Origin of the sequence: Colwellia sp. BRX10-1 (genome assembly GCF_014077545.1) — a bacterium.
GTDB lineage: Bacteria > Pseudomonadota > Gammaproteobacteria > Enterobacterales > Alteromonadaceae > Colwellia_A.
On the sequence record NZ_JACGWC010000002.1, the window covers coordinates 31,383 to 54,650 of the forward strand.

At 37.6% G+C, this 23,268-nt stretch carries 26 protein-coding genes; 2 read left to right on the forward strand and 24 right to left on the reverse strand.

Translation table 11 applies throughout. The features are described from left to right. Window positions 1-21: 21 nt before the first annotated feature. The 6 genes from H4J75_RS02610 to H4J75_RS20360 all read right to left on the reverse strand — a co-directional run bounded on the left by H4J75_RS02610 (window position 22) and on the right by H4J75_RS20360 (window position 3,689). Window positions 22-573 (reverse strand): PEP-CTERM sorting domain-containing protein, encoded by a 552-nt coding sequence (locus tag H4J75_RS02610; RefSeq protein WP_182221267.1) that lies wholly within the window; start codon window positions 571-573, stop codon window positions 22-24. A gap of 194 nt (window positions 574-767) precedes the next feature. Further along, the gene (locus H4J75_RS02615; RefSeq protein ID WP_182221268.1) at window positions 768-1,220 is read right to left on the reverse strand and encodes an MSHA biogenesis protein MshP; all 453 of its coding nucleotides are present in this window, start codon (window positions 1,218-1,220) and stop codon (window positions 768-770) included. Next, entirely contained in the window at window positions 1,210-2,028 is an 819-nt protein-coding gene (locus H4J75_RS02620) for a PilW family protein (RefSeq protein ID WP_182215535.1), read from the reverse strand. The genes H4J75_RS02615 and H4J75_RS02620 overlap by 11 nt, the downstream gene beginning before the upstream one ends. A gap of 74 nt (window positions 2,029-2,102) precedes the next feature. Next, window positions 2,103-2,678, reverse strand: coding sequence for a type II secretion system protein (locus H4J75_RS02625; RefSeq protein ID WP_182215536.1), 576 nt, complete (start codon window positions 2,676-2,678; stop codon window positions 2,103-2,105). After that, entirely contained in the window at window positions 2,665-3,165 is a 501-nt protein-coding gene (locus H4J75_RS02630; protein ID WP_182215538.1) for a type II secretion system protein, read from the reverse strand. The genes H4J75_RS02625 and H4J75_RS02630 overlap by 14 nt, the downstream gene beginning before the upstream one ends. 26 nt (window positions 3,166-3,191) lie before the next feature. Beyond that, window positions 3,192-3,689, reverse strand: a complete 498-nt coding sequence (locus H4J75_RS20360) for a prepilin-type N-terminal cleavage/methylation domain-containing protein (protein ID WP_182221269.1) — start codon at window positions 3,687-3,689, stop codon at window positions 3,192-3,194. 232 nt (window positions 3,690-3,921) lie between these two features. On the opposite strand from H4J75_RS20360, the gene H4J75_RS02640 reads away from it, so the two are divergent. After that, the gene (locus H4J75_RS02640; RefSeq protein WP_182221270.1) at window positions 3,922-5,553 is read left to right on the forward strand and encodes a PglL family O-oligosaccharyltransferase; all 1,632 of its coding nucleotides are present in this window, start codon (window positions 3,922-3,924) and stop codon (window positions 5,551-5,553) included. Window positions 5,554-5,622: 69 nt separating this feature from the next. On the opposite strand, the gene H4J75_RS20365 is transcribed toward H4J75_RS02640, so the two are convergent. The 12 genes from H4J75_RS20365 to H4J75_RS02700 form a co-directional block, all read right to left on the reverse strand. Further along, window positions 5,623-6,084, reverse strand: coding sequence for a prepilin-type N-terminal cleavage/methylation domain-containing protein (locus tag H4J75_RS20365; RefSeq protein ID WP_182215544.1), 462 nt, complete (start codon window positions 6,082-6,084; stop codon window positions 5,623-5,625). Window positions 6,085-6,128: 44 nt separating this feature from the next. Continuing rightward, window positions 6,129-6,725 carry a type II secretion system protein gene (locus tag H4J75_RS02650; protein ID WP_182215546.1) on the reverse strand — a complete coding sequence of 199 codons (597 nt, stop codon included), beginning with the start codon at window positions 6,723-6,725 and terminating at the stop codon, window positions 6,129-6,131. A 139-nt stretch (window positions 6,726-6,864) separates the two neighbouring features. Continuing rightward, a complete protein-coding gene (locus H4J75_RS02655; RefSeq protein ID WP_182221271.1) occupies window positions 6,865-7,398 on the reverse strand; it encodes a hypothetical protein in 534 nt (177 codons plus the stop codon). Between the two features lie 139 nt (window positions 7,399-7,537). Continuing rightward, window positions 7,538-8,773 carry a type II secretion system F family protein gene (locus H4J75_RS02660; protein ID WP_182221272.1) on the reverse strand — a complete coding sequence of 412 codons (1,236 nt, stop codon included), beginning with the start codon at window positions 8,771-8,773 and terminating at the stop codon, window positions 7,538-7,540. 14 nt (window positions 8,774-8,787) lie between these two features. Continuing rightward, the gene (locus tag H4J75_RS02665; RefSeq protein WP_182221273.1) at window positions 8,788-10,503 is read right to left on the reverse strand and encodes a GspE/PulE family protein; all 1,716 of its coding nucleotides are present in this window, start codon (window positions 10,501-10,503) and stop codon (window positions 8,788-8,790) included. Between the two features lie 2 nt (window positions 10,504-10,505). After that, window positions 10,506-11,660, reverse strand: coding sequence for a lipopolysaccharide assembly protein LapB (locus H4J75_RS02670; RefSeq protein WP_182221274.1), 1,155 nt, complete (start codon window positions 11,658-11,660; stop codon window positions 10,506-10,508). Beyond that, complete coding sequence (locus tag H4J75_RS02675; protein WP_182215554.1) at window positions 11,657-12,565, reverse strand: ExeA family protein; 909 nt, start codon at window positions 12,563-12,565, stop codon at window positions 11,657-11,659. The genes H4J75_RS02670 and H4J75_RS02675 overlap by 4 nt, the downstream gene beginning before the upstream one ends. 12 nt (window positions 12,566-12,577) lie before the next feature. Beyond that, a complete protein-coding gene (gene mshL, locus H4J75_RS02680; protein ID WP_182215556.1) occupies window positions 12,578-14,287 on the reverse strand; it encodes a pilus (MSHA type) biogenesis protein MshL in 1,710 nt (569 codons plus the stop codon). A gap of 14 nt (window positions 14,288-14,301) precedes the next feature. Continuing rightward, complete coding sequence (locus H4J75_RS02685; RefSeq protein WP_182221275.1) at window positions 14,302-14,586, reverse strand: hypothetical protein; 285 nt, start codon at window positions 14,584-14,586, stop codon at window positions 14,302-14,304. 49 nt (window positions 14,587-14,635) lie between these two features. Next, on the reverse strand, window positions 14,636-15,334 hold the full coding sequence (locus tag H4J75_RS02690; RefSeq protein ID WP_182221276.1) for a hypothetical protein: 699 nt from the start codon (window positions 15,332-15,334) through the stop codon (window positions 14,636-14,638). Further along, entirely contained in the window at window positions 15,327-15,932 is a 606-nt protein-coding gene (locus tag H4J75_RS02695; protein ID WP_182221277.1) for a PilN domain-containing protein, read from the reverse strand. Before H4J75_RS02695 ends, H4J75_RS02690 begins: the two co-directional genes overlap by 8 nt. After that, window positions 15,932-16,837 (reverse strand): MSHA biogenesis protein MshI, encoded by a 906-nt coding sequence (locus tag H4J75_RS02700; RefSeq protein WP_182215563.1) that lies wholly within the window; start codon window positions 16,835-16,837, stop codon window positions 15,932-15,934. Before H4J75_RS02700 ends, H4J75_RS02695 begins: the two co-directional genes overlap by 1 nt. 115 nt (window positions 16,838-16,952) lie before the next feature. Here H4J75_RS02700 and H4J75_RS02705 point away from each other — a divergent pair, with 115 nt between their 5' ends. After that, a complete protein-coding gene (locus tag H4J75_RS02705) occupies window positions 16,953-17,882 on the forward strand; it encodes a 1-aminocyclopropane-1-carboxylate deaminase/D-cysteine desulfhydrase (protein ID WP_182221278.1) in 930 nt (309 codons plus the stop codon). A gap of 140 nt (window positions 17,883-18,022) precedes the next feature. On the opposite strand, the gene rplI is transcribed toward H4J75_RS02705, so the two are convergent. The 6 genes from rplI to rnr form a co-directional block, all read right to left on the reverse strand. Further along, a complete protein-coding gene (gene rplI / locus H4J75_RS02710) occupies window positions 18,023-18,475 on the reverse strand; it encodes a 50S ribosomal protein L9 (RefSeq protein ID WP_182175428.1) in 453 nt (150 codons plus the stop codon). 20 nt (window positions 18,476-18,495) lie between these two features. Next, window positions 18,496-18,723, reverse strand: a complete 228-nt coding sequence (gene rpsR, locus H4J75_RS02715) for a 30S ribosomal protein S18 (RefSeq protein WP_070375547.1) — start codon at window positions 18,721-18,723, stop codon at window positions 18,496-18,498. 57 nt (window positions 18,724-18,780) lie between these two features. Beyond that, window positions 18,781-19,071, reverse strand: coding sequence for a primosomal replication protein N (priB, locus tag H4J75_RS02720; RefSeq protein ID WP_083277989.1), 291 nt, complete (start codon window positions 19,069-19,071; stop codon window positions 18,781-18,783). A gap of 37 nt (window positions 19,072-19,108) precedes the next feature. Then, complete coding sequence (gene rpsF, locus H4J75_RS02725) at window positions 19,109-19,528, reverse strand: 30S ribosomal protein S6 (RefSeq protein WP_070375545.1); 420 nt, start codon at window positions 19,526-19,528, stop codon at window positions 19,109-19,111. Window positions 19,529-19,771: 243 nt separating this feature from the next. Next, complete coding sequence (gene rlmB, locus H4J75_RS02730; RefSeq protein WP_070375544.1) at window positions 19,772-20,524, reverse strand: 23S rRNA (guanosine(2251)-2'-O)-methyltransferase RlmB; 753 nt, start codon at window positions 20,522-20,524, stop codon at window positions 19,772-19,774. Window positions 20,525-20,617: 93 nt separating this feature from the next. After that, the gene (rnr, locus tag H4J75_RS02735; RefSeq protein ID WP_404842397.1) at window positions 20,618-23,005 is read right to left on the reverse strand and encodes a ribonuclease R; all 2,388 of its coding nucleotides are present in this window, start codon (window positions 23,003-23,005) and stop codon (window positions 20,618-20,620) included. Between the last annotated feature and the right edge of the window lie 263 nt (window positions 23,006-23,268).

The following is a 23,268-nucleotide window of genomic DNA, read 5'->3' on the forward strand; positions in this document are numbered from 1 at the left end:
GTAAACGCTACAAATTCGAAACTATTGAATTACACGATTTCTCACGGATAATGCGATTAAAGCAATGGCAAAAATCATAATTGTTGTAGGTTCAGGTACTTGAGCTGGAGTATTGCGAACGTAAAAAGTTTCATATGCCCAGCTACTTGTATTGTTATCACCCACTAAGTAGGTCTCAATTAGTCCTGCATTAAAACCATCAACATCTATATCAGATACCTCTGTAATAGCAGTATTCCAAAACACAAATGAATTCTTGTATACAAGTTCATTTGAAGCATTTAAGTAACTAAAGTCTGCAATATCTCTATTATTTATAAATATTAATAACTCAGAAGATTCAGCATGTCTCCATCCTTTACGATCCCAGCCATTAAGACTGTCAATTGAATCAGGCGTATAAATAGTATTACTGGCCCACGACGCATTCTCAGCAGACGCCCAAGTCCAGTCTAAGCCGCCAATAGTGACATAGTTATCCTGAGTGAGCTCAGATTTGATTAGCCCTGAGTGGGCAACATTAGATAAAAATAAAAAAATAAACGTGGTAAATTTTAAAGAAAACTTAATCATTATAAACCTCAATTAATGAAGAACATCAGTACACTTGTTTACTACTTAACCAACAATTAAGCACAAGTCATGCCAACCAACCAAAAGCAATAAAAAACAATAGGATAGTGAGGTAAAAATATAATCAACAAAGCTAACTGTAAAAAAACCTAACACTTAAATCACACTTGATTTAAGTGTTTTCCATAAGAGTGTTATAAACTTCTTGCCTCTATCTGAACAGTTCGAGAAGTAACAACACCTCCAATTGAACATTGGCCAACGCTGGTAATCACATAATATGTTGTACCATCAAATACACCATCGTCCTTACAGGTTACTGTTGCTTGACAAGAAGACAAGCCTTCAACATTCGAAAAATCAGGTACAATAATATTGCTCTTGCAAGCCGTTTTAACATTAGTATCGTGTGGAAAAACTTCTAGTAACTGCCATTGAGCACCTGTCTGTGCTGCCGCATAAGCACGGGTGCCTATAACTTCATAGGCAACAGATTCCGCACTTGAGGATAGTATTTTTACTAGCCCCGCCCCCAGTAATGCCAAGACAACAATAACAAAAATAGCGACAACAATTGCACTGCCTTCTTGTTTACTTTTGACTTGGTTTGCAGCATATTTATAATGATGAACTGGATTATGGAACATTTGGCACCTGTATCTCATTATCAAAAACAATTTCTTCAAATAACCTCATAAAATGTAGCCGAATAGATACAATCGCATTACGTTGTAAATTAGCGCCATCGGTACTAAATGCTGAATCATCTGTTAAAAACTCAGCCATTATAGCCCGGTTAATTAAACCAAGTGGTTCACCTGCATTACTATGCCCGGTAACATCGTATCTTATTAAATTATTATTATCACCACTACCTTCAATACAATACATCACTGAATCATCAATAAAATAAACCCGATTCGTTGCGGAATCCTCAGCAAACAGCACTGAGTTTTCTAAGGTTAAAACATGTGGGTCAATAGTACGATCGCTTGAATAAGCTGCACTATCAATAGGATAAAACTTCTTATTTGATTTAAGGTAAACATCGTTTGCCACAACCGGGTAAACAATGACATTAAAGTTTATAATATCGGCACTACTGACAGTAGTTGAAGCGGGTACAATAGTAATTTCATCACTTGCTGAATCTGGAGAAACAGGTATATCAACATATACAGCGCTTGCTTTAATTGGCATAAACTCTAAACAAGTATTAGTTATTCGTGCACTATTAGGCAATGAGGCCCTAAGCTCTCTGTTAAGTCTTTCGATGGCAAAGCGAGCAGACGATAATATTTGATCACGTGCAGTAGCATCAGCATATAACTGGCTACCAAACTGTAAGAAGCTACTTACTCCTACCGATAATATGCCCAGTAATACCATGGCAATGATAAGTTCAATCAAGGTAAAACCTTTTGAAGCTTTACCTTTAAAATTAGTACTTCTCAAAGGTACTCTTTTTAACAAAGAAGCATCCTTAATTTTTTTTACAGTGCTATATGGTTGTCTAAAACGAATTAGCATTAGAAATTCGCCTTATATACCGAAAAAACATAATCATCGTTTTGCGGGCTGCGTACAGTAATAGTAATTAATTTTGCTGTTTTTTCATTATCTGTAGCTGATTGGTATTCACCGCTATAGTCGCTATCATTGATGACTGAAACATTCATATTAAAACCCATATAAATATCAGCAAGACTATTGCCTGAGGAATTTACAATTTCATCGCCAAAATTAATTGAGTTGTAATCGTCTACATCATCAAAATTATTACGTTGTTCACCAGGCTCAGCTCCTAAGTTACTCGAAGCTGTGCAACTAAGCGCAGATATTTCGCCACACCTGACAAAACCACCAGACATATCAGAGTTCTCATCAAACGCTTTACCTAAAATTTCATTAATCATCGATTGCCCTAATTCTGCGGCTCTGATCTGGTGAACTTGTGCGGCGCTTTGACTTGCCATTGGATAAATTAAACTTGTTAACACTGCATAGGTAATAGATAGCACGACAATACCAACAATAAGCTCAATCAGCGTAAAACCTTTCTGCTTATAATTTTTTTTCGCACTCATACAATTAGTTAACAGCATAAATATAACCTTGCTCGTTAATAGCAACAATGAGCGTTTGTTCTTGACCAACTATACTAACTTGGCAAGGAGAAGAACAATTAATCGGCCGACCTAAATGATCAAATGAAAATGGCGTTGTACCACCTGCATATTGAAAATTAACAGTATCATCGATAATTTTAACGATAGTCGTGCTGTTGATATTATTATTTACAAAACTGCTGCAGCTATCATCTGGAATGCCTAGTTTATCATTAGTAATTAAAACAAGGTGGCATTGACTAACAGAAGTATCTTGCATGGTACGTAATTGAATACCACGCAGTTTAGTTACGGTTTCGTTTTGGTAGGTGATTTCTTCATAGCCACCAGAAGTTTGCATTTTTGGAATAATGGTCGTGGCGAGTATACCAATGAGTATAATGACAACTACTAACTCAATTGTTGTGAAACCTTGTTGTTTCAGTAATTTTCTTTGATTGGTGATAAGTTTATTTATGCTCACAAATCATCTCTTAAAATAGTTATAAATTAAATACAGTCAAAAATACTTATTACAGGTGCTATATCTTTCCCTACGGATCCCTGAAAAGTGACCATACAAGGTGACGTTAAACTCGTTGGGGCGTCAATATTTGCAGGATAAATAGTTAAAATTGCCCCCGTATTATTAGCACTAATCACAAAGTCATCTCCTAAATTGATTAATCTACGCCAATAAACTCCAGGAGATCTTGGTACTACAGGGTAACCATAACTAATAGCAAGAGAGTTACCATCTTTTAAAGTAATTGAAGCCGTTCTATCACTTTGATTTCCAGCAACAATGGATTTACTATAAACAAGCGCTGATGCACCTTCTAATGAACCCTTAACTGCTTGTAATGTCGCGGTATTGGCATCGGCAGTTAAGTTTATATACTTGGGTACTACTGTTACTGCAAGAATGCCTAAAATAACAATAACGATCACCAACTCAATCAGGGTAAATCCTTGCTGATTTTTCTTTGGTTGTTTTAGTGTATTCATAGACTTCATCGGTCTTTCACTCTTGTTTAAAAATTCAATTTATTATCATTTGATAGCATATAACATTTATCAAAAAAAATATATCTTGCACCTAACAAACAATCTGGCGATAAGATATTGTAAATACTAGTGAACACCATTAGTCTTTGTATATTGTTTTTTTACTCATTTGATACCATTGCGCCTTTTTCCCTATTTCCGATTTTTTCTCATTTTATACTTCTGCTTTGCCATGCACATAGTTTTAGAAACACCCGGTGGCACAGGGCTTTATTTGTCATTCAATGTTTTTGGTTGGTTAATCGCCACCATACTTATTTCTTTAGGTCTTTGGCAAATTACCATTAACAAAAAAGTCATTCTTAGTAAATTACAGCTTTACAGTTTATTGGGGTTTCTGTGTTTATGTGTGCCTATGTTTTATGGCAGTGAGTTCAGTGACCACGCCATTCCACGCTTACTAGGTTTGGCTGGTGGTTTATTGCTTCTGTTATGTTTATATCAATTTGATGAATTAAGAATAAACCCCCAACAAATTTTATGGTGGATATTAATAGCTGTTGCTCTACAAGCAATTTTTGGCTTAGTACAGTATTTTATTTTAGAAACAGATGATTGGGGAGGTTATACGGTAGGAATTAGTAGACCTCACGGCAGTTTTTTACAACCTAATGTAATGGCAAGTTTTATGTCAACAGGCATTGCGATTGCAATGTATTTATCAGTCTCATCAAAAACATTTTCCATAGATAAATATCAACAAGCGCTCTGTTATTTCTGCTTATTTTCCGCGACGTTTTTAGTGGTGGTGTTGCAGTCAAGAACCGGACATTTCGCAACACTTCTAGTGCTAGCCTTTATCAGCCCTTTTTTATATCTGAAGAATAAAAAACAACTGGGGATTAACTTCCTATTTATAATCATTTCTACTTTAGCTGCAATGCAAAGCTTTGATGATAGTAATGTAGCTAAAAGAGGTGAAAGCAGTTATCAGTCAGAAGGCACAAGGCCTTACAACTTTTATGTAACAACTTTAATAATAAAAGAAAATCCTTTTTTAGGCGTTGGTTACGGTAACTTTGAACGCAAGTTCTTAGACCGATATAACGAGCATAAAATATTAGACCCTAAGTTTAGAAAACCTGAATTAAATCTGTCTCACCCACACAGTGAAGTTTTATATTGGGTTAGTGAAGGAGGAATAGTAGCGTTTTTTGGTATGATTTTTTTCTTTATTGCTTATATGAATAGCTGGCTTAAAATTAATAATAAGTCAGCTAAGCGCTTAGCTATATTAGGTTTGATTACCCCTTTGTTGCTGCACAGTCAATTAGAGTTTCCTTTTTATACCTCTATAAGCCACTGGTTTATTTTTATTATGTTACTTTGGTATACTGATGTACAAAGTAACATTAAGAGCCATGGTATTTCATTAGACAATACCTTCTTACTCCGTTTTCTATCTATATTGTCTCCCATCATTTTCCTCCCTTTCTTGATAACGACCTTACACACAGGCAACATTATTGTTGAACATGAAAAATATGGTTATCAAAATATTGAGCGTTTGTTAGATATTGAAAACCCTATCGCTTGGCAAAGTAGGCTAGATAAAAACATTTATGAGCATACATTAGTTGCTGGGTTGCGAGAGAAAAGCCCTCAAGCTTTACAGCGATATATTAATTGGGGACTTGAGCGTGTTAGACATGCTCCAAGAAAGAGCATTTATTCAAATATATTGCTATGTTTAGATATTATGAAACAGGAAGTTGTATATCAGAGAGTTTTAAAAGAAGCTAAATTCACATATCCGCTCGTTGAAGATTGGGGAATAAATATTGTAGAGTCTAAAAATGATTAGTGTATTAATAAACATCTAATAATAAAAAACCGAGCAATGCTCGGTTTCTTATTACAACAAAGCTTCTGACTAACAACCAGTAGTTGTAGAATTAATAGTGGGACGTGTTTCAGCATTATTTACAGAACTACTGTCATAAACAGCAATACAACTTGTTACGGTTACACCGTTATCATGCTGAAAAGTACCAACAGCAGTTGATACTTCAGATAAATCTCCATCGATATCAATTAAATCACCAATAGATGCATTTGTTGGCCAGCCATAATTTAAAAGAATGTTTGAAGAACCAACACTGATCGCTTGACCTGCTGATGCCGCACTAATTTTACCCGCAACTAATGCTTTAGCGTGTGCTAGATCAGCAGCTGAGTTTAATGCACCTCTAACTCCTTCGACTACTGATGCCTTGGCATCTCCAGTCAAATCAAGAAACTTAGGTGCTGCCGTTGCAGCTAAAATACCTAAAATAACGATAACGATAACTAATTCAATTAGCGTAAAACCGGCTTGCTTTTGTAATTTTTTCATAATTTACCTTTTAATTTAATTTTAAATTCTTATCTATCTAACGATTAGTTTATTACTGCAATATTAATCTCTACACGACTAGTCGCAGGATAATAGGTAAAATTGTTGCCTATATTTGCTACACCCGGGTCAACAAAAGCACCCGTTGTTGCGTCTTTATTCAATGTTTCTGTTAAATAATAAATACAATGTGAGTCAGCGACATCACCTGTTTCAGCAACAATATAATTTGTTGTACTGTCTGAGTTAGCAAATGTTTCTAGTGTTGGAGGTTGTTGAAAAATATTATCCCAAATTTCTTTACAGTTAGCTGCGTCGAAACCACCACCTAATGTTGCCCCATCGGTTAAACCCGTTACATAACCAGGACGTACACCTGCTGCTTCAGTGGTTAATGTTAGACTCACACCATCATAAACTGTGGTGTTATTTGTGCCAGTAGTCGTGCGCCCTTCAGCTTCCCACTGAGCTCTAGCTAGAGAAATACCCGTTGCAAAACCACCTGCCATACCTTCGATATTGGCTTGTTTAGCTTGATCAGTTAAATCAATAAATTTAGGAATGGCCGTTACCGCTAAGAAACCTAAAATAACCACAACAATGACTAATTCAATGAGTGTAAAACCTGCTTGTTTTTTCATCACAACCTCTTCTATCGTTTTGCTAGCGCTTTGACTAGTGTTATAAATTGATTCTAACAACGATTTACTAATAAAGTCACTTACTTAGTGTACTTTTATAGCATTATTAACGTATATAAAACAAATTCACTACTTTTTATTAATGTATCTTTATTTCAGTAACCTTACCGTTGCTTGGGTGATATTCGAAATATTCACCCGAAGGTAAGCTATATTGGCAAAGATATTTTTGTTGCTGCCCCACTTGATTAGTTTTTATATTGACTATTACTGCTGAAATAGGCTGTTTTATATAAATCATAGGTGTTGCTAACACTTGTTGCCATATTTTCTGACACTCATTTTCATTACTTAGGCTATTTACAGTGGCTATATCAACCCAACCCAATTTGTTTACGGCAATGCGATTATTTTCGCGATCGCCATTGACTGCTGTTGCTTCTTTGATCAAGACCCAGCTGGGTTTATTATCCATAAACCATTGCGCATGAATACCTATAACTCGTGCGGAAAATGTATTGGCAACAGAATCAAAACCTACACGTGATAAATGCTGCTCTTGTTTAAAAAAATAATAGAGGAATGTCGCCATAAGTAAGCCAATCATAGCGAGTATGATCAGGTTTTCAGCTAACGACTTACCCTTTTTAGCACTTACCTGTTGTAATGTCATATTATAACTAACTTAATCCATAAAAATTATTAGGCTATAAATACCTCAACGATTAAATCAACAAGCTAAATTGATCTACGTTTCAAGTCATAGGCTCATTACATTGATAATAATCAAACGTAACAATTAAAGACAAACACTATTTACCTTTAAAGGCCGACATCATGTCCCACATTGGAGTAAATATACCCAGTGCAAGCACCAATACCATAGCGGCAACAATAGCGATCATTATCGGCTCAATACGAGCCGTTAACGTACTCAGTTCGTAATCAACCTCGCGTTCATAGTAATCACCAACTTCTTCTAGAAGCTCGTCTACTCGACCGGTTTCTTCACCAACAGCCACCATTTGTAAAACGAGAGGCGTAAATAACTTACTGGCATTGGCTGAGCGCAATAAACTATCTCCACTTTCAATACCACCGCGCATGGCTAAAATTTTATCTCGCATATAAGTGTTATCTACGGCGTCTGCAACTAAGGTTAATCCTGTTGTTAAAGGAACACCGGCTTTAAGTACAATGGCAAATGTATGGGAAAATCGTGACAGAATAGACCGTTCAATCACCCCTCCGACAACCGGTAATTTTGTTTTTAATCGGTCCCATAAATACATACCACGTTCAGTTTTTAAATAATTTTTTAGGCCAAAGAAGCCAAATACGCTTCCTACAAGCAGATGAGGCCAGTAGTTTAAAAAGAAATTCGAACTGGCAATTAGCATTTTTGTAGTCACGGGTAAGTCAGCGCCTAACTTTGCAAACATATTGGCAAATGTAGGAACAACAAAAATATTCAAAATGACCATAGCAATCACAATGGCGCCGAGGACAAAACTTGGATAACGTAAGGCGGTTTTTATTCGTTTACGGGTGTCTTGCTCTCGTTCAAGATAATTGGCCAGCTTTAAGAACGAACCATCTAGCTGTCCAGTATTCTCGCCAACATGGACTAACGAAACAAATAGAGGTGAGAAAAGCTTAGGGTATTTACTTAAAGCGGTTGAAAGGGTGTAGCCCCCTTCTAATTGACTACCAATATCAGTTAAAGCAACTTTTAATTTATCAGATGTACTTGATTCTGCCATACCGTTGATCGCGCGTAATATTGGCACGCCCGAACGAACAAGTGCATACATTTGTCGACAAAAGACAATGAGTTCATCCAGTGATATAACAGAAAAGCCCAGTAAATCACCAATATCTATATTTGCTATATCAGTTGAACCGCTATCTTTTGATTTATTAATAGCTACTGGAATAATGCCTTGACGTGACAATTGCTCAGCAACCGTATTAGCGTTTGTTGCTTCTATTGTCCCTTTAACTTGTGAGCCGCTAGCATTTCTGCCTACGTAACTAAATATAGCCATAAGTAAGTCTACTCTTAACCCTGAACGTCAATACTATCAACTAAACGAAGTACTTCTTCTGCGCTAATAATACCCTGTTTAGCATAATTAAATGCCGCTTGTGCTATCGGTGTGAAAGTAGGATTAGCTTTTGCTAATTCAGTGAATGCTTCAGCATCATCACGTTTTAAAGCCGCCATCATCGCATCATTCATTTCTAATAATTCGAATACACCTATACGTCCTTTATAACCTGTATACTGGCATGACCGACAGCCACGACCTTTTTTATAACTGGCTGTTGTGGCTTCATCACCAGCAAGATGAGTCAACCACATCATTTCTTGACTGTCTGGCGAATGATCTTCAAGACAGTATTCACAGACCTTGCGTACTAAACGTTGTGCAATCACCGCACGTAGTGAACTACCAACAAGAAAGCCCGCCGCACCCATGTCAATTAATCGTAAGGCGCTGGTAATGGCATCATTAGTATGCAGTGTTGATAACACTAAGTGACCTGTTAATGCGCCACGCAAACCAATTTCGACCGTTTCTTGATCTCGCATTTCGCCAACCATAATAATATCGGGATCTTGACGAAGTGCAGTACGTAACACTGTTGAAAAATTTAAATTGATTTTTGGTGCGACTTGCACCTGATTTATCCGAGGTAGACGATATTCTACGGGGTCTTCCACGGTAATAATTTTTTTACTCGCTTGGTTAAGTTCGGTTAACGCGCCATACAAAGTTGTTGTTTTACCACTACCTGTTGGCCCTGTAACTAGCACCATACCATGTGGCCGGGTAATTTGGTGACGAACACGGGCGACTAAGTCGGCAGGCATTCCAATTTTATCGAGAGACAGCAAACCTGCAGACTGGTCAAGTAATCGCATAACGACCGATTCACCATACTGTACTGGCATAGTAGACATACGCACATCAATATTATGGCCTTTAATTTGAAGATTAAAACGGCCATCTTGTGGTAAACGTTTTTCTGAAATATCTAAGCCAGCCATTAGTTTCAATCGTAAAACCATGGCTGAAGCAATTTTATTTTCTTTTAAAATATTTTCTTGTAATACTCCATCTATTCGCTGACGAATGCGCAATAGATTTTCATCTGGCTCAATATGGATATCAGAGGCACGCATCTGCACCGCATCTTCAAAGACCGATTGTAATAATTTACCAACCGTTGCATCACCGCTGTCATCTGAAAATGTTGATGATAAATCGAAATCAGTGGTTTGTTCATACTCTTCTTCTAACTGACTGGCGAATGATTCAATATCTGCTGTGCGTCGATACAAGCCATCAAATGCTTGATAAAGCTGTGACTCCATGACTACAGCAAGGTTTATTTTTTTCGGAGCAAGCATTCTTTCAAGCTGGTCTAGACCACTTAAATCAGCAGGGTCGCTCATCCCTAGCAAGACACTTTCACCTTGGTCTTCAATGATTAACGCGCGTAAACGACGTGCATGAACTTCTGGTAATAATGACGCGACTTCATTGGGAATACGACGTTGACTAATATCTAAGAAAGGAACATTAAGCTGTTGCGCTAAGAACTCTTGTAATTGACGCTCGCCGATGTGGCCAAGTTCAATTAAGGTATCACCTAGTTTTCGTCCTGTCGCTTTTTGGCTATTCAGTGCCTGCATTAATTGTTCATTAGTAATGATATGCTCGTGTACTAATAAATCGCCTAGGCGCATTTTTAATTTAGGTGCTGCCATAATTATTCTCCCAACTCGATAATACGCTGACGGGCAAAATTCTCAGCGCTTGCAGATAACCCTGTTTTAGTTAATGCGTTTTGATACGCCGTACTTGCTTGCTTAAATTCACTATTGCTGTCCAAAGCGACGCCTAAGCCCAACCACCATCGCCCCGAAGTAGGTTCGATATTAACTAAAATTTGGTAGGCTTGTGCAGAAAATGTGAATTCCTTAAGTTGCTGCGCTGTTGTTGCGCGTAAACTCTGATATTCGACATTAATAACATCATTGACATTCGGCATATTATTTAAAGTGGCGAATGCTTGTTGTAGTCTGTTTTGCTGTAAATAAATTCGAGCTTGCATCACCCGAAATTCGCTATCATCAGGGGATAAGTTAATGCCTTGAGAAAGTAAGTTTAACGCAGCAGCATAAGATTGACGCCCAAACCATAAAGCCGCTAAATGTTTTCTCGCTGTTTTATGTGTTGGCAGAACTAATAATACATCTTCGAACATAGTCTCTGCTTTAGAAATATCATTGTTGGCAAGCGCTTGCTCAGCACGTTTTAATTTTTGCTCAGCAAGTTGATAAGGCGTTAGTGCTTTTCGAGATATTGTTAATGTTGATTTTTTCGCTACTGGCGCTAAAGAGTCAATTGACGCTTGTTGAATATTTGAGTCATTCACTAAGCCACTATTTTTTGTCTCTGGTGCATCAATCTTACTGGGCGCTTCTTCGGTTGTAATATTCTGAGACAGAGTTTCAGCTAAATTAGCTTGGTTTAAATCAACTTGAATTAGCTGTTCTCCTTTCAAATTATTATTCAAACTAGCCTGTTTAGATGCTACAACGCTATTTTGGGTCATGTTTACTGGTTCAGTGCTGTTCTGTAGTTGCGCTAAACTTTCACTTATTACGACCTGATTTTGCTCGGCTTTTTTTCCAACTCGATTAATTTCTGAAGAATTAGACATTTTTAATGTTTGGTTTTCAACATACATTTGCCAAACAAAAATACCGCAAATGTTTAATAAAATAATGATCAGTAAACTGATAAAAACAGTTTTTTTATTTAAGGACGCTGAAGAAACAGGTACGGTAAAATCACTCGAACCTTGTTGTTGAGCTTTACGCTGATCTAAATCTTTTAACATCTGGTTAATTACGCTCAAGCGATCACTCCATAATTTTTTAAAACATAGACAATTAAGATGGCTGAAATGATCAGACCCGTAATACTTAAATAGCCTTTAACATTGCTCGCTTGAGTTGTTGCTTCGGTATCTTCTATCGCTACAGATAAATGCTTGTTCGTTATCTGATATTGACCTTGGCCATAACTTAACATCAACATTTTATGACATAACACATTAACTAAACGTGGGATCCCTAAACTAACTTTCGCCACCTTCTTCGATATGGCGGCACTAAATAAAGAAGCACCTTTATAGCCAGCAACTTGCATACGATGTTGAATATAACGTTGAACTTCTGGCGCTGTCATCGCACGTAATTTATAAGAAAAAGTGATACGTTGCTTTAACTGCCTAAATCTTTTCGTCGCTAAGCGCTCATCTAATTCTGGCTGTGCGAACAGCACAACTTGCAAAAGTTTACGTGTTTCAGTTTCCAAATTAGTAAATAAGCGTAAAGCCTCTAGGCTTTCTTCTGGTAAAGCTTGTGCTTCATCAAGTATAAGCACTACCGAATGACCGGCTAAATGAAGTTCTAATAATCGCTGTTGAATACGTTGAGTAAGCAATTGCACTGACATTCGCTGTGCTTGTTTGATACCTAATTCAACCGCCACCGCTCGTCGTAATTCATCAGGTTTTAAATAAGGGTTAGGAATATAAGCGGTTACAAAATGTTCAGGTATTTCATTAAGCAGTTTACGGCAAAGTAGGGTTTTACCCGTACCGACTTCACCGATAACTTTTATAAAGCCTTCACCTGTTTTTAGCGCGGTTAGTAAGACAGCTAACGCTTCGTTATGCGGCTCTAACCCTACATAAAATGCAGTATTTGGTGTTAATGTAAACGGAAGTTCCGTTAAACCAAAGTGGTAAAGGTACATAGATTTTAGCTATTATTCATTGTCGCTAGAATCATCAGACCTACCTTTTTCACTTTGAGAAAAATCATTTTCCTCAGGAAACCATTGTTTCAATAATGAGCGAGCATCTTGTAATTGATTTTTCCAAGTATCCTGGCCAATAACAATCGGCTTTAACATGATCACCAGTTCTTTTTTCTGGGTAGTTTCACTTTTACTTTTAAATAACTCTCCCATAAATGGAATATCGCCCAAAAAAGGTGTTTTTGAATCTAACATCACTTTACGTGTTTCTATTAACCCACCAATCACCACTATTTCACCTGATTTAGCACGAATAATAGTATCGGACTCACGTACGCTACTTTGTGCAAGGGGTAAAATTATTTCTTCACTGCCAAGTTTAATAACTTTAGTCTGCTCATCAGTTGAAGTAACTGAAGGATGAACATGAAGAATAACCTCACCATTACCATCTATTTGAGGGGTAACATCCAAAGCAATCCCTGAGAAAAAAGGGGTTAGGTTAATTTCAGGTGTAGTAGTAGTTGACGTACCGGTAGTCGTCGTACTTGAAACCTCAGTAACATAATATTCATCACCACCGACTTTAATTACCGCTTTTTGATTATTGGTAGCGGTAATTCTTGGGCTTGACAATACTTGAACATTTCCTTGGGTAGAGAGTAAATCTATAACGCCTGAAAAATCGTTATTGTTAATGGTAAGATTACTTGTGCCACCAATAGTATTTGAAATAACATTGCCAGCGATGGAGCCAGACGTTGAAAAAGCTAAGTTAGTGCTACCAATACTGCCTAAAATTTGATCCCATTTAACACCTTGCTGATAATCATCGTTGAGCGTAACTTCCATAATCTTAGCTTCAATAATGACTTGGCGACGTAAATGAGTTTCTGTATCGTTAATAAAACTCTTAATGACTTTTATTTCATCTGGAAAAGCGCGAACAGTCACTAAGCCTGCTTGCGGAGAAACAAAAACTGAACGGCCTTCTTCAGAACCTACCAATACCGTTAGCGTTTCTTTTAATTCAGCCCAGAAGTCAGATGTGGTCTCAGTATAAATATTAATACCGCTACTTCCTTGCTGACTATTTTGGTTGTTTCCACCACCTGAATTACCAGAATTGTTTGAATTACCGTTTGAACTGTTATTTGAGTTATTACCACTACCTTGGTCATTTTCTGACACGCCACCAGAATTAATACTAGTACTCGACATGCCTGAGCGTTTAACAAACAAATAATTTAGTGGAATAGTTTCAGTGCGAATACCGGCTGGATAAACTTGTACTATTTTGCCACTACGTCTAATTTCATAGCCATAAACCTCTTCAACAACATCAAGCACTTCATTAAGCGTACTGCTTTTCAAGTTCAAGGTAATCGTACCGCTTACGTCGGGATGTACAACAACGCTGTACGCTGACTCGTCGACTAAGGCTGCGAAAAACTCTTGTGCGCTAACATCGCTAGCGGCAATTTCTAAGCGTTTTTCTGCCAATAAACCCTCTCGAGCTTGGCTAACATTACGTTGCATTAATTCTTGCTGAATAGCACTTGGCACTTGTTGCAATGCTTTAGGCGCAGGTTTACTCGATTCTTCAATCGCTTTGTCTAGTGCATTAATCATTTCAGTTGGTTTATCTGGCGCCGTTTGACAACCAAACAAAGTTAACAGTAAGGTGAAACAATAAAATTTTCTTTGAGTGTTTTTCATTTGATCATATCTTTTCATTTTGATTTAACCACGACACTAGAAAAAACACTGAGCTTTAAGCGTTTTTCTGCTGAACGTAAGACCACGCTGGTATTGTTCACAGCTACTAATTCATATTGGCGAATAAAATCACCTATTTTTAACACTTGGCCATTAATAACAGCAGTGTGTACTTCTACACCATGAATAATACTTTCTAATATTAATTCTGCTTTCGGTGTCGTTTGAGCTTTACTCATTGATGAAAAATCAGTACCTGAAAGCGGTTTAGTTGGGTCAACATCTTGAGCGTTAGCCACAATAGAAGTCAGCAAAATTATAAAAAAAATACTGTTGAAAGTTAAGATTTTAAACACCTATAAACTCCCGTTTAGTACTTAAGCTGTACATTTCTATTTCTAACTCACTCACTGGGTATTCTTTTAGCTGGTAAGTAAACTCTTGCCAAAAAAACTTCCAAGATAATGCTTCCAGCTGTGTTAAGTAGTCACGTAATTGAAAGTAACTACCGCTGAGTTTAATTTTTATCGCATGACGATAAAGTATCAATTCTGGCTGGTCAGAGTTAACGATAGCCGTTTTAGTGCCATCATCGGTAACCGCAGTCGCTGTACTAGCGATGTTCATCGGCTGTGCAGCAATAACTTGAAATGATTGTAAAGAAACACCTTTCTGGGTTTTTAATAACTGCATTAACGCGTAACGCATTTGAACAGGGTCTATTAAGTCTGAGGTAAGTTTTAATAAATTTACATCAACCTTATTTAATTTATCTTTATATTGTGAAATTTGCTTATTTAATGATTCGTTAGGATCTTTTGACAAGCCTTCTTCAAAAATTAATATAGAAGCTTTAGCTGTTCGATTGTCGTTGTTCACTTGTATAATTTGCTTATCAAGCTTAACAATCTTTAGCGCGTTATCATCAATAAAGAAGTTATGAATAATAAATATAATGGCAACTAACCCAGTTAATAACACCATATATTGTTCACGAGGAGTAATCGTTAAATATTTTTCACTATACGCTTGCCATTGTTTATTCATCGGCGCCTCCGGTCTTTGATTTAGAACTAACTAAAAATTCGGTAAGCTTTTGCTCATTTTCGTTAAGAGAAAAATTAATAAATGATTTACCTGATAAAAACTTTGATGTTTCAAATTTAGCTAACCATGCGGGTACAGCTTCTGGCGTTCGCGCCACACCAGAAAACGTTAAATCTTGATAAGTAATATTAACATGCTGCAAACTAATGTCTTTATGATGCATTAAAGACAGTTCTGTCATCGATGAGGCAAAGCCTGCCACCGAAGTATGAGTGCGATCAGTTAATTCATTCAGTAGCACACTTTTATTTTTCAAAACAATTTTCAACATTGCTAGTTCTTCAAGCACTGTTACGTCTGCCCTGTTCGCTTTGAGCTTATTTTCTAGTTGAGCAAGTTGGTTATCTTGATTAGTTTTTATTTGAGAAAGCGCTACGTACTTAGCCGTCAATTCAGTTACTTGATAAAGGTTGAAAAAAGTCCAAGACAACATAAAGACGAGAGTTAAACACCAAAGCATAACAACGCGGGGTAAAGTCACCAGCACTTGTTTAGGCAATAAGTCTTGTTGTAGTAAATTAATTGAATTTTTTGCCATTATTTTATTGGCTCCATATTATTCAATTTTGTTGCTCCTAAGCTTACCGCAAACTCTCGTGCATGGTTAAAACCTTCAGGCATGGTGAATAAGTTCACAGCAACATTGGTGTTTTCAGCCAATTTACGTGCAAGTAACGCCTCATTAGCCATCGGCACAATAACTTCAATACTGCGTATAGGTGCTTGTTTTAATTGACGTTCAAAATAGTCAGTTGAGCGTTGAATTTCAAGGTTTAAATTATCAACAATGCCAAACGATAACTCTTCTTCTGTTTTGGTTGCAATATGAGCAAAACCACGTAAACGACGAGAGAAGAATACTTTGCCTTGCTTAACGATCAATAAAATTATTTCTTCGTTAGGTTGCTGACATACCATTAAACAGGCATCATCTTTCACTGGCAATAAACTGGCAAAGGCGAATTCTTCGGTAGTAATCGTCTTCAATATTAGCCCATCTTGATTAAGTGGACCAATTAAGGCTAATAATTCTTTTTTAGAAGCACAAACAACGTTTATTTTGTCATTGCCACCAGAAAGTGTTGGACCGTCAAAATAATCGAGTACCATATCTTCTGGAGAATGGTTAACGAGATCTTTAATCTGCCATTTTAAAGCGGCATTTAATTCATTATCGGGAATATTGGGTTTGTCGACTTGCAATATTTGGGTTTGTGATGAAGCCAGCACTAGATGACATTGCCCTTGCAACTGATACTTTTCTTTTTGAATTTTAATCTGTTGAGGATGCTCTGCCAATGGCGAGTTAATTTGTTGAAACTGAGATTCCCCCTGCTCTGGACAGGAAAAAAAAGCAAAAGAATGCTGATGTAAACTTACACCTAACAAGTCTTTGGACTCAACTTTGGAGAAAAAATTATTTATTTTTTTAATAAGTGACATTTATCAATATTATTATTTATAGTCAGATGTCTATAAATCATTATCCCCTATTCCATTGAAGGCGCAAGTTTTTTATCGAGTAGTTATATTTAAGTAAAGAATAACATTACCTTTTATGAAAACAGAATCTCCTTTACAGAAAATCATCCACCCTTTATTTGAGAAGCATCAACTCTCTGTTTCGATCAAACGAGACGACATTATTCATCCGATAATATCTGGCAACAAATGGCGTAAATTAAAATTTAACTTACGCCACGCCCGAGCACATAACTATATTGGTGTGATAAGTTTTGGTGGTAGTTTTTCTAATCATATTCACGCCCTCGCCTTTGCTTGCCATCAGCAGGGGTTAAAAAGTATCGGTATTATTCGTGGTGAAAAAGAATATGCGAGTAACTTCACCCTCTCGATGGCCCAGCAATGGGGCATGGAACTGCACTTTGTTGACAGAAAATCCTATCGACTTCGTGAAAACAAGGAGTACTTAGCTCAATTACAACTCACATACCCTGGCTATTTAATTGTGCCTGAAGGCGGCAGTAACACCTTAGCATTAGCTGGCGTTGGCGAAGTCATAACTGAATTAAATCAACAATGTGAATTTGATACTTTAGTAACGCCTGTGGGTAGTGGTGGTACATTAGCCGGACTTATAAAAGCAGATAATAATCAGCATAATCTTTTAGGGATTGGCGTATTAAAGCAAGATGGTTACTTAACAGAACAAGTAAATAGCCTGCTCGGTGATAATCTACATTTCAGTAATTGGCAAATAATGCCAGAATTTCACCGTGGCGGTTATGCTAAATTTAGTAAAGAAGATGTGGAGAAAATATTAAGCTTTAGCCAACAAACAGGTTTCATTTTTGAACCTGTATATTCAGGAAAAATGATTTTAGCGTTATTAGACTTAATAGATCAGCAGTATTTTCCTAAAGGACATCGCCTCGTCTTATTACATACTGGTGGTTTACAAGGTATTGGCGGTTTAATTGAACGAGGTTTACTTAATGCTAACGACTGGAGTATACCTACTTTTTGATGATATTTTAGAGGGGAATTATTTTACAGTGATAATTTTCAGGTAAAAATATTTATACTATCGGAAACAATAGGCAAAAAAATACCGCTATTCTTAAAAAGAAATAACGGTATTTTATCAACGTAATTTAGCGAACTAAATTAAGCTTCAGCGATAACAACAACTTTAATGTTAGTATCAACATCGTTGTGTAAGTGAATTGCGATTTCGAATTCACCCGTTTCACGGATTGTACCTAAAGGCATACGTACTTGAGCTTTCGCTACTTCAACGCCTGCTTCAGTAATTGCATCAGCAATATCTTTAGTACCGATAGAACCGAATAATTTGCCTTCTTCACCCGCAGATGATGCGATAGTGATTTCAGCCAATTCAACGATTTTAGCAGCTTTAGCTTCAGCAGCTTTTAAAGTTGCTGCTAATGCTGTTTCAATTTCAGCACGACGTGCTTCAAAATGTTCAACGTTAGCTTCAGATGCAAAAACTGCTTTACCTTGCGGTAATAAGAAGTTACGTGCATAACCAGATTTAACTGATACCTTGTCACCAAGGCCGCCTAATTTGGCGATTTTATCAAGAAGTATTACTTCCATTTTCAAAACCCCTTTTTAGGTTACTTATGTAAATCAGTATATGGTAATAAAGCTAAGTAACGAGCACGCTTGATCGCACGACCAAGTTGACGTTGATATTTAGCGGCAGTACCAGTAATACGGCTAGGAACGATTTTACCACTTTCAGTGATATAGTTTTTCAGTGTAGCAATATCTTTATAATCGATAGAGGTAGCACCTTCCGCTGTGAAGCGGCAGAACTTACGACGTCTAAAAAAACGAGACATGGATTTCTCCTAAATATGGTGTCTTTATTGGGTAGATTAACCAACCAAAAAACCACCTTAATTAATCATTTCAATATGTTGAGCATGTAAGACAAGAAGTGGGTTACCATTTCTTGATTCATGACGGTTTATAAAACCAGTCACTTTGAGCTTACTGCCCGCAATTAAATCACGAGTTAAGTTTTGTGACAGCTCACCTGTTGCGACAACCTGTATCCGGACAAATGCTTGTCGGTTCATGCCAGCTTCATTTTGTATGGACTTATGGTCCATTGAAAACTGACAATGCTGAATACCTGCAGGGCTTGTTGATTTTTTCGGTGGTTTTACCACTTCACCTACCAACACAAGGCAATTCTCATAAAGAGAGTTTGTCACGAGTTACTTATTCGCTCGCAGCTTCTTCTGTAGTTTCAGTAGCAACTGGTGCTTCTGTAACAGCTGGAGCATCTTTCTTAACTTCGCGGCGATCGTCGCGACGTTCTTCTTTAGCAGCAGCCATTGCTGACGCTTCTGTTACTGCGTCTTTAGTACGCATGATCATGTTACGAATAACAACATCATTGTAACGGAAAGCTGTTTCAAGCTCATCAATAACTGCTTGTGGCGCTTCAATGTTTAATAAAACATAGTGTGCTTTGTGCAATTTATTGATTGGGTATGCTAATTGGCGACGGCCCCAGTCTTCAAGACGGTGGACTTTGCCTTCAGCAGCATTGATCAAGTCTGTATAGCGCTGGATCATGCCAGGTACTTGTTCACTCTGATCAGGGTGAACCATAAATACGATTTCGTAATGACGCATTACGAGCTCCTTACGGTTGTAGCCTCATTAGCTGGCTCAGCCAAACACCAGAAAGAGGCAAGGAACAAAAAGTTCGGGCTGAATTAAGGTCGCGAAGTGTAGTAAATATAAGCAGCGAAGGCAAGATAAATATAAGGATACAGGGCAATAAACAAAAAAATCACCAAGAAAATGACTTCTTTGATGATTTTATTGAGGTTTAAAGCTGTGGAGCAACTTAACTACCATAAATGTAGGTAAGCATTAACGGCGTTGGCGTACTATTTCAAACAAACAAATGCCGGTAGCAACAGAAACATTTAAACTTGAAACACTGCCAGCCATAGGTAATTTAACTAATTGATCACAGTTTTCACGGGTTAATCGACGCATACCTTTGCCTTCTGCGCCCATCACTAATGCCATTGGGCCAGCTAATTTCTCATCGTACAAACAATGATCCGTTTCTCCTGCTGTACCAATAATCCAAACACCATTGTCTTGCAACTGTTTCATCGTACGTACTAAATTTGTCACTTGTACCAATGGCACGGTTTCAGCTGCACCAACAGCAACCTTACGCACTGTTGCTGTTAAGCGGGCCGCATTATCTTTTGGAACAATAATAGCCTGTACACCGGCCGCATCTGCATTTCTAAGACACGCACCAAGATTATGAGGATCGGTGACACCATCAAGAATTAATAAAAAGGGTGTTTCATCTTTTTGTTTGGCTTGGGCTAGAATATCAACGAGATCATTTTCGGTGTAAGTTTTTCCTTGAGTAATACGTGCTAAGACGCCTTGATGCTGTTCGCCATCACTTTTTTCATCAAGGACCTTACGGCTAACAAGCTGGGTGGATATGTCATACTTTTTTGACAAATTAATGATCGTCATTAACCGTTCATCTTCACGACCTTTTAATAAAAAAAGCTCAATAAAGCGTTCTGGAGCACGTTTAATTAATTCATTAACAGCATGAATGCCAAATACTAATTCGTCTTGTTTTGCCATGTTATTCTCTTTTCAACTTCTTCTTTAATTACTCTATATCGAGCTTCATTACGTATCGGTCGAACGTTAATCGTTACGACTTTTTAACCGATATTACTCAGCCGTTTTACGAGCATTTTTACCTGGACGTTTTTTTCGTGCGGTACGCTTTTTAGCTTTTGATTTTTCTGTTTTCTTGTCTTTTGGCTTTTTAGGCGCTCCTTTGTCGCTAGTTCCCTTGGGCCTATTAAAGCCCTGATCGGCGTTTTTTCTCAGCCCTGTACTTTTAGCTTTCGATTTACCATCAGGTTTACCACTACTTTTCGGGGCTTGTTCACCCGACAAAACGAGATCTATTTTTTTCTCATCTAAGTTTACTGCGGCAACATTAACTTCTAAAACATCACCAATACGATATTTAGTGCCCGAACGTTCACCGCTCAAACACATGCGAACATCATCAAAGTGATAATAGTCATGCCCTAAAGAGGTTATATGAATTAAGCCTTCGATATGTAAATCGGTTAAGCGTACAAATAGACCAAAATTAGTAACGGTTGAAATAACACCGGTGAAAGTATCACCAACGTGATCTTGCATAAATTCGCATTTCAACCAATCAGCAACATCACGAGTCGCATCATCAGCACGACGTTCGGTCATTGAACAATGCTCTCCTAGTTCAATAACTTCTTCAGGTGAGTATTGGTAAAATCCGGCATTCGCTTCATTACTTTCGTTAGCGCTTTGTGCTTGCTTTGCCAGAATCGCTTTAATCACTCGATGAATAACCAAATCTGGATAACGACGAATTGGCGAAGTAAAATGACTATAAGACTCGAGTGCTAAACCAAAATGTCCTAAATTTTCACTTTGATAAACTGCTTGGCGCATAGAGCGCAGCAACATGGTTTGGATCAACTCTTGGTCTGGACGACCTTGAACATGGTTTAAAATATTAGCGTAATCAGCAGGTTCAGGTTGCTCTCGTGTTGGCAAGGATATGCCGAGTTCAGTTAAATAACTGACAAAGTTTTTATACTTATCTTCACTCGGTTTGTCATGAACACGGAATAAGCCCGGCATTTGGTGTTTTTCTACAAATTTTGCCGTTGCCACATTCGCTAAAACCATACATTCTTCAATGATTTTATGCGCATCGTTACGAATAAGCGGCACAATCGATTCTATTTTACGATCACTATTAAACAAAAATAGAGACTCGGAGGTTTCAAAGGCAATGGCACCACGATTAGTTCGCGAGGTCTTTAATGCTAAATACATTTGATATAAATTTTCTAAATCGCCGACTAATGGCTGATATTGTTCGCGCAACGCTGCCTTTTCGGTTGCGTCTTCACCCGATAGAATTGCTGCTACTTTACTATAAGTAAAACGAGCATGTGAGCGCATAACCGCAGAGTAGAACTTACTACCCGACAACTCACCTGACGCACTGATAGTCATTTCACAAACCATACATAAACGGTCAACATCAGGGTTTAATGAACATAAACCGTTAGATAGTTTTTCCGGTAACATAGGAATAACTTGGCTCGGGAAATACACCGAATTACCACGAGATATAGCTTCATCATCAAGCGCTGTACCATTACGTACGTAGTAACTTACGTCGGCTATAGCCACCCATAAACGCCAGCCACCGGATTCTTCAGGCTGACAGTAAACAGCATCATCAAAATCTCTGGCGTCTTCGCCATCTATAGTAACTAGCGGTAAGTCACGTAAATCAACTCGTGAAATTTTTGCTTCGTCTTCGACTTCGTCTGCTATTGTTGCAACTTCTTCAATAACGCTAGAAGACCATTCGTGCGGTAAATCATGCTCACGTAGAGCAATGTCAATTTCCATGCCTGGTGCTAAATGGTCACCTAAGACTTCAATCACTTCACCTACGGCATTATTGCGTTTTGATGGGCGATGCAGAACATTGACCACCACCATTTGTCCGTGCCGTGCACCAAGCTTGCTTTCGGGTTCAATCAAAATATCTTGCTTAATACGCGCATCGTCTGGAACAATATAAGCGATACCATGTTCAACATAGAAACGGCCAACAATACCGGCTTTACGCGGTTCAATGACTTCAATTATTTTAATTTCTTGTCGGCCTTTGCGATCGGTACGATCCACTAAAATAGCGCTAACAATATCACCATGGAATACCCGTTGCATTTCATGAGATGAAATATAAAAATCTTTGCCTGGCTTCTCACCTTTAGCAATGTCAGGTATAAAAAAGCCAAAACCATCACGATGACCGGTAACTTTACCCGTGATCAAACTATTTTTGGCAGGAATGACATATTGCTTAAGTTTATTAAAAACAAGCTGACCTGCATTTTCCATAGCACGCAAACGTCGTTTTACGCCAACATGATGCGTTTCATCATGATAATTCAAAGCTTTGCATATCGCTTTAAAATTAAGTGGCACAGCAGAGTTTTCTATTACTGATAATAGTAATTCTCGACTCGCCACTGGATTGTCGTATTTTTGTGCTTCGCGTTTTTGATGAGGATCTTTCAGGGGATAAACTCGATTAATGTGTTAATACAGCAATTATATACCTATACCCGTTACCATTCAAAGCGTTGGTTTTAAGTGGTAATTAAAAACGCTGTCGATAGACATTAATTTTATCGAATGATGATGCTTTTTTAAAATTTAATAACGCAATATAAATCGTTTAGCCCCATGTTAATTATGGGATTTACTAGCTAAAGCTATTAAGAGAGTAATGC

Excerpts from the sequence above, each read along its gene's own strand:
- H4J75_RS02610 (WP_182221267.1), bottom strand. The coding sequence starts at position 573 with ATGATTAAGTTTTCTTTAAAATTTACCACGTTTATTTTTTTATTTTTA.
- H4J75_RS02615 (WP_182221268.1), bottom strand. The coding sequence starts at position 1,220 with ATGTTCCATAATCCAGTTCATCATTATAAATATGCTGCAAACCAAGTC.
- H4J75_RS02625 (WP_182215536.1), bottom strand. The coding sequence starts at position 2,678 with ATGCTGTTAACTAATTGTATGAGTGCGAAAAAAAATTATAAGCAGAAA.
- H4J75_RS20360 (WP_182221269.1), bottom strand. The coding sequence starts at position 3,689 with ATGAATACACTAAAACAACCAAAGAAAAATCAGCAAGGATTTACCCTG.
- H4J75_RS02640 (WP_182221270.1), top strand. The coding sequence starts at position 3,922 with ATGCACATAGTTTTAGAAACACCCGGTGGCACAGGGCTTTATTTGTCA.
- H4J75_RS20365 (WP_182215544.1), bottom strand. The coding sequence starts at position 6,084 with ATGAAAAAATTACAAAAGCAAGCCGGTTTTACGCTAATTGAATTAGTT.
- H4J75_RS02650 (WP_182215546.1), bottom strand. The coding sequence starts at position 6,725 with ATGAAAAAACAAGCAGGTTTTACACTCATTGAATTAGTCATTGTTGTG.
- H4J75_RS02655 (WP_182221271.1), bottom strand. The coding sequence starts at position 7,398 with ATGACATTACAACAGGTAAGTGCTAAAAAGGGTAAGTCGTTAGCTGAA.
- H4J75_RS02660 (WP_182221272.1), bottom strand. The coding sequence starts at position 8,773 with ATGGCTATATTTAGTTACGTAGGCAGAAATGCTAGCGGCTCACAAGTT.
- H4J75_RS02665 (WP_182221273.1), bottom strand. The coding sequence starts at position 10,503 with ATGGCAGCACCTAAATTAAAAATGCGCCTAGGCGATTTATTAGTACAC.
- H4J75_RS02675 (WP_182215554.1), bottom strand. The coding sequence starts at position 12,565 with ATGTACCTTTACCACTTTGGTTTAACGGAACTTCCGTTTACATTAACA.
- mshL (WP_182215556.1), bottom strand. The coding sequence starts at position 14,287 with ATGAAAAACACTCAAAGAAAATTTTATTGTTTCACCTTACTGTTAACT.
- H4J75_RS02690 (WP_182221276.1), bottom strand. The coding sequence starts at position 15,334 with ATGAATAAACAATGGCAAGCGTATAGTGAAAAATATTTAACGATTACT.
- H4J75_RS02695 (WP_182221277.1), bottom strand. The coding sequence starts at position 15,932 with ATGGCAAAAAATTCAATTAATTTACTACAACAAGACTTATTGCCTAAA.
- H4J75_RS02700 (WP_182215563.1), bottom strand. The coding sequence starts at position 16,837 with ATGTCACTTATTAAAAAAATAAATAATTTTTTCTCCAAAGTTGAGTCC.
- H4J75_RS02705 (WP_182221278.1), top strand. The coding sequence starts at position 16,953 with ATGAAAACAGAATCTCCTTTACAGAAAATCATCCACCCTTTATTTGAG.
- rplI (WP_182175428.1), bottom strand. The coding sequence starts at position 18,475 with ATGGAAGTAATACTTCTTGATAAAATCGCCAAATTAGGCGGCCTTGGT.
- rpsR (WP_070375547.1), bottom strand. The coding sequence starts at position 18,723 with ATGTCTCGTTTTTTTAGACGTCGTAAGTTCTGCCGCTTCACAGCGGAA.
- rpsF (WP_070375545.1), bottom strand. The coding sequence starts at position 19,528 with ATGCGTCATTACGAAATCGTATTTATGGTTCACCCTGATCAGAGTGAA.
- rlmB (WP_070375544.1), bottom strand. The coding sequence starts at position 20,524 with ATGGCAAAACAAGACGAATTAGTATTTGGCATTCATGCTGTTAATGAA.